Origin of the sequence: Bradyrhizobium sp. STM 3809 (assembly GCF_000239795.1) — a bacterium.
Classification (GTDB): domain Bacteria; phylum Pseudomonadota; class Alphaproteobacteria; order Rhizobiales; family Xanthobacteraceae; genus Bradyrhizobium.
Genome location: NZ_CAFJ01000705.1, coordinates 1 through 5,792, shown reverse-complemented (window position 1 = coordinate 5,792; position 5,792 = coordinate 1). Strand labels below are relative to the sequence as shown.

The window sequence follows — 5,792 nt, the reverse complement described above, 5'->3', positions numbered from 1 at the left end:
GNNGGNNNNGNNNNGTGACAGTGCGCCCCGAACCTCCGCCCTGCCCGGCGCCTTTGCCCACCCTACTTCTTTGCTACTCCGCCAATTCCACCGTCTCACTCCGAGACGGGCCGGCCAGCGGGCGTTCCTCCATCAGGATCATGCAGTCCGTAGGGTGGGCAAAGGCGCTGCCGCGCTCTCTCCTCACGCGAGATCGGAGTGGCGCCGTGCCCACCATTTTGGCGCGGAACGTGCCGGAAGCCGGTGGGCACGGCGCGTGACAGTTTGCCTCGAACGACGGTCCTGCCTCGCGCCTTTGCCCACCCTACTTTGCTACTCCGCCAATTCCACCGTCTCAGTCCGAGACGGGCCGGCCAGCGGGCGCTCCTCCATCAGGATCATGCAGACGGAGGCGCAGGCGAGCATCGCGGTGGCGGCGGCGTAGACGTAGCGGAAGGCGTGGATCATGTCGGCTTCCGCGACGCCGCTGACGGCGCCATGGGCGCCCTCGGCGAGCGAGATGTCGGCGCCGAGCACCATCAGCAGGATGGCGCTGAAGGCCGCGACGGTGAACGAGGACATCATCGAGCGGAAGAAGTTCATCGCGCCGGTGATGGTGCCGATCTGCGAGCGGTCGACGGCGTTCTGCAGCGACACCACCGAAATCGGAAACGCCGTGCCGAGGCCGATGCCGCAGATCGACAGCAGCACCAGCAGCATCCAGAGCGACGGCGTCGTCACCGTCATGATGGCGGCAGCGATGGTGCCGATGAAGGTGCCGACGATGGCGACGCGCTTGTAGTGCTTGACCCGGGCCATGGTGCGGCCGGCAATCGCCGCGCCGAAGGTCGAGATCGCCGCGATCGGGATCAGGCCGAGGCCGGCCTCGCTCGGCGTCAGGTGGTAGACCAGCTCGTAATACAGCGGCAGATGCACGGTGAGCCCGATCAGTGCGCCGAGCGCGCAGCCGCTCGCCAGCATGCCATAGGGCACGACCGTGCCGCCCATCAGCGACAGCGGCAGGAACGGCTCGTCGGCGCGCTTGGCGTGCCAGACGAAGGCGAGCCCCAGTGCCACGCCGCTGCCGATCATCGCCAGGATGGTCGGCGACAGCCAGGCCAGCTTGTGGCCGCCCCAGGTCAGCACCAGCATGAACACCACGGCGGAGGCCATCAGCAGGAGGCCACCGGTCCAGTCGACCTTGCGCAGTCGGTGATAGACCGGCAGCCGGCCCATCTTGGGCAGCAGCAGAGCCAGCGCGGCGACCGCCAGGGGAACATTGATCCAGAAGATCATCGACCAGTGCAGATGGTCGGCGAAGAAACCGCCGATGACCGGACCGAGCAGGCCGGCGAGCAGCCAGACGCCGCTGAAATAGGCCTGGTACTGGCCGCGCTCGCGCGGGCTGACGACGTCGGAGATCACGGTCTGCACGACCGGCATGATGCCGCCGCCGCCGAGGCCCTGCAGGCCGCGGGCGAGGATCAGGACCGGCATGTTCGGCGCCAGCGCGCAGACCACGGAGCCGACCACGAACAGGCTGAGCGCGGTGATGATCATCGACCGGCGGCCGTAGATGTCGCACAGCGTGCCGAACACCGGCGCCACGGCGGTCGACGCCAGCAGATAGGCGGTGATCACCCAGGAGAGATTGGTGACGTCCTGGAACTGGCGGCCGATGGTCGGCAGCGCGGTCGCGACGATGGTCTGGTCGAGCGCGGCCAGGAACATCGTCAGCAAGAGGCTCATCAGGATGGTGCGGACCTCGGCCGGGGTCAGCGGCACCGGCGGCGCGAGCGAGGGCGCATCCTCGATCGCCTGCACCTGCGGCGGGATCGAAGGCAGCTCGGCGGCGAGCTCTTCGGGCAAGGATGGGGACGCGGCAGGATAATGGCTCTGCCGATCAAACTTGTTCATGGGGATAAATTGCTATGCCGCGCGCGGCCGGCGCCGCGCAGATTCGCCAGATAGCGAACTACTTAAGGCATAATTTTCCCTTGCGGCAGCGGGGCCTGCGCATGGGTGTATCCCGGCAGCACAGGACTTGTCGCACCATCGTGACTTGCTGCGCGTGCGAAGTGATCAGCCTATTTCGGCGGCCGCTTCAGCTTGGCGCGCTTGGGCAGCAGCACTGGCCACTGCACGATGTGATCCTCGAGCTGGTCGTCCGGCACGTCGTCCTCGGTGCCCTCGACCCGGCCGCGGACGGAGACGCCGGCTTCATGCACGGTCTGAGGATCGCCCGAGATCAGCGGATGCCACCAATAGAGGTCACGGCCCTCGGCCACCAGCCGGTAGCCGCAGCTCGGCGGCAGCCAGGTGATGGTGCGGACGTTCTCAGGCGTCAGGCGAACGCAGTCCGGCACCTGCTCCGAGCGGTTCGGGTAATCCTTGCAGGCACATAGGCCGGCATCCAGAAGCTTGCAGGAAATGTGGGTGAAGTAGATGTCGCCGGTATCCTCGTCCTCGAGCTTCTCCAGGCAGCAGCGCCCGCAACCGTCGCACAGGCTTTCCCACTCCGCCTCCGACATCTCCTCCAAGGTCTTGGTTTTCCAGAACATTCCCTCCTGGCCCGAGGGACGTTTGAGCGATGCGGTCATCGGGCGATTCCAAAGGGGCGCGGCGTCGCCGCCATCTAGGTGTCCCGCCCCGCCAGGCGCAAGGGGCGCGTGCCGGTTCAAGCGGGACGTTAGCTTTGTGCATCAAATTGTGAGCGGAACCATTGGTTTGTGACACCCGCTCGGCTAGATTATGGGCTTGAGTCACGCAGGCGGCGGCGCGCAGTGCCTTCGAACTGGTGCCTCCACCTCATGCCTTGGGTTTGCCGCAACAAGCGCGCAAGACCCATCGATGGCCCCCAGCCCCGCGTGCTGAGTGCTTTCGAAGCCCGCTGACACGCTTTCGAAACGACCAGGGTTCCCGTGCGGCAGATCATTCCAGACGATTGGAAGAAGCGGATCAATAACTTCCGCCTGGATCTCGACGCCCGGTTCGATTCGGCGCTGTTCTCCTCACTACGCGGCACCCGCGAGCTGTATGAGCGCTTTTCGGCGTTCATGGACCGCTTCTATGTCGGCGGCTGGAAGCGCTGGGTGTTCGTCGAGCCGCTGTCGGAGGCGGCGACGATCGGCCTCGGCGGCCTGGTGCTGATGCTGGCCCTGGCCATCCCCGCGTTCCGCGAGACCGCCGACGAGGACTGGCTGAAGAAGTCCGACCTCGCGGTCACCTTTCTCGACCGCTACGGCAACCCGATCGGCAGCCGCGGCATCAAGCACAACGACTCGATCCCGCTCGAAGACTTCCCGGACAATCTGATCAAGGCGACGCTCGCGACCGAGGACCGCCGCTTCTACGACCATTTCGGCATCGACTTCCCCGGCCTCGCCCGTGCGCTCGTCACCAACGCCCAGGCCGGCGGCGTCCGCCAGGGCGGCTCCTCGATCAGCCAGCAGCTCGCCAAGAACCTGTTCCTGTCCAACGAGCGCACCATCGAGCGCAAGGTCAACGAGGCGTTCCTGGCGATCTGGCTGGAAACCCGGCTGACCAAGAACGAGATCCTCAAGCTCTATCTCGACCGCGCCTATATGGGCGGCGGCACCTTCGGCGTCGACGGCGCGGCGCATTTCTACTTCAACAAGTCGGTGCGCGACATCAACCTCGCCGAAGCCGCGATGCTCGCCGGCCTGTTCAAGGCGCCGACCAAGTTCGCCCCGCACATCAACCTGCCCGCCGCGCGCGCCCGCGCCAACGTCGTGCTCGACAACCTGGTCGATGCCGGCTTCATGACCGAGGGCCAGGTGTTCGGCGCCCGCCGCAATCCGGCCTTCGCGGTCGACCGCCGCGACGAGAGCTCGCCGAACTATTTCCTCGACTATGCCTTCGACGAGATGCGCAAGCTGGTCGACACGTTCCCGAAGTCCTACACCGAGCGCGTGTTCGTGGTGCGGACCTCGATCGACATGAACGTGCAGCATGCCGCCGACGAGGCGATCGAAAACCAGCTGCGCCAGTTCGGCCGCGACTATCACGCGACCCAGGCCGCGACCGTCGTGTCCGATCTCGACGGCGGCATCCGCGCCATGGTCGGCGGCCGCGACTACGGCGCCAGCCAGTTCAACCGCGCCACCGACGCCTACCGTCAGCCGGGCTCCTCGTTCAAGCCGTATGTCTACACCACAGCCCTGCTGAACGGCTTCAAGCCGACCTCGATCGTGGTCGACGGCCCGGTCTGCATCGGCAATTGGTGCCCGCAGAACTATGGCCACTCCTATTCCGGCTCGGTGACGCTGACCCAGGCGATCACGCGCTCGATCAACGTCGTGCCCGTCAAGCTCTCGATCGCGCTCGGCGGCAAGGACGGCCCGAAGGCCGGCCGCGCCAAGATCGTCGAGGTCGCCCGCCGCTTCGGCATCAAGGCGCCCCTGCCCGACACCCCGTCGATGCCGATCGGCTCGGACGAGGTGACGGTGCTGGAGCATGCGGTCGCCTATGCGACCTTCCCGAACAAGGGCAAGGCGGTGACGCCGCATTCCGTGCTCGAGGTCCGCACCGGCGCCGGTGACCTGGTCTGGCGCTGGGACCGCGACGGGCCGAAGCCGAAGCAGGCGATCCCCGCATCCGTCGCCGCCGACATGGCGGGCATGATGAGCCACGTGGTCAGCGAAGGCACCGCGCGTCGCGCCGCGCTCGACGGCATTCCGACCGCCGGCAAGACCGGCACCACCAATGCGTATCGCGACGCCTGGTTCGTCGGCTACACCGGCAACTTCACTTGCGCGGTCTGGTACGGCAATGACGACTACTCGCCGACCAACCGCATGACCGGCGGCTCGCTGCCGGCCCAGACCTGGCACGACATCATGGTTGCCGCGCATCAGGGCGTCGAGGTCAAGGAACTGCCCGGCGTCGGCATGGGCGAGAAGCTGCCGCAGCCGGTCTCCGCCGCAATGGCGCAGGCCGGCCAGCCGAAGACGCTCGAGATCAAGCCGGGCCCGCCGCCGATCCTGACCCGCCGCGGCGCCGAGATCCTGGTGCAGGTCGAGAAGATGCTGGACGACGCCGCGCGCGTCGCCGAAAAGGCCACGCCGGCCGATCCGAAGAAGCCCGGCAAGCCGGTGTCGTCGAGCGCGCTCGCCTTCCCCGAGAACTACGCCACGGCCACCGCCGACAGCGTGGCCACCCCTGCCCTGCGCAAGAACTGACGACAGCGAATTCCCGTGCGGCTGCTCTTCATCACCTTGCTCGCGCTGCTGATCGCCACCGGCGTCGGCATCGGCGCGACCTGGATCACCACCACCCGCGGCACCGAGTTCGGCACCTTGACGATCGGCGCCTGGACGGCGCGTCCCAAGACCGGCACCGCCGACGTCGACCCCTATGCGCGCGCCACCATCACCCGCAACGGCGAGCTGCCGATCGGCACCGGCGACGGCGTCGCGTTCACCGCCACCACCGACGACAACAAGAAGCCGCTCGACGGCCGCTGCGACATCCTGGTCAGCGGCGTGACGCCGCCGGCCCGCTTCTGGACGCTCACGCTGTATGACCGCAAGGGTCACCTCGTCGCCAACACGCTGGAGCGTTACGGCTTCACCAGCCAGGAGCTGGTGCGCGGCGCCGACGGCTCATTCGAGATTCGCGTCGCCGCACGCTCGCGCGCCGGCAACTGGCTGCCGACCGGCGGCATCGAGCGCTATGCGCTGATGCTGCGCCTCTACGACACGCCGGTGGGCGTGGCGACGCGCACCCAGCGCGACGCGCCGATGCCCGCGATCACGACCGTGAGCTGCCCGTCATGATCCGGCTGCTGTTCA

The 5,792-nt window shown here is 67.3% G+C and carries 4 protein-coding genes; 2 read left to right on the top strand and 2 right to left on the bottom strand.

Annotated features, from left to right (window positions below; all coding sequences use genetic code 11):
• Nucleotides 1-312: 312 nt before the first annotated feature.
• Both BRAS3809_RS30850 and BRAS3809_RS30845 read right to left on the bottom strand, forming a co-directional pair.
• Nucleotides 313-1,896 carry an MDR family MFS transporter gene (locus BRAS3809_RS30850; RefSeq protein ID WP_008965938.1) on the bottom strand — a complete coding sequence of 528 codons (1,584 nt, stop codon included), beginning with the start codon at nt 1,894-1,896 and terminating at the stop codon, nt 313-315.
• A 170-nt stretch (nt 1,897-2,066) separates the two neighbouring features.
• Nucleotides 2,067-2,579, bottom strand: a complete 513-nt coding sequence (locus BRAS3809_RS30845; protein WP_035659579.1) for a YcgN family cysteine cluster protein — start codon at nt 2,577-2,579, stop codon at nt 2,067-2,069.
• Between the two features lie 321 nt (nt 2,580-2,900).
• Here BRAS3809_RS30845 and BRAS3809_RS30840 point away from each other — a divergent pair, with 321 nt between their 5' ends.
• A complete protein-coding gene (locus BRAS3809_RS30840; protein ID WP_008965936.1) occupies nt 2,901-5,180 on the top strand; it encodes a transglycosylase domain-containing protein in 2,280 nt (759 codons plus the stop codon).
• Nucleotides 5,181-5,195: 15 nt separating this feature from the next.
• On the top strand, nt 5,196-5,777 hold the full coding sequence (locus tag BRAS3809_RS30835; protein WP_008965935.1) for a DUF1214 domain-containing protein: 582 nt from the start codon (nt 5,196-5,198) through the stop codon (nt 5,775-5,777).
• Nucleotides 5,778-5,792 lie beyond the last annotated feature (15 nt).

Excerpts from the sequence above, each read along its gene's own strand:
- BRAS3809_RS30850 (WP_008965938.1), bottom strand. The coding sequence starts at position 1,896 with ATGAACAAGTTTGATCGGCAGAGCCATTATCCTGCCGCGTCCCCATCC.
- BRAS3809_RS30845 (WP_035659579.1), bottom strand. The coding sequence starts at position 2,579 with ATGACCGCATCGCTCAAACGTCCCTCGGGCCAGGAGGGAATGTTCTGG.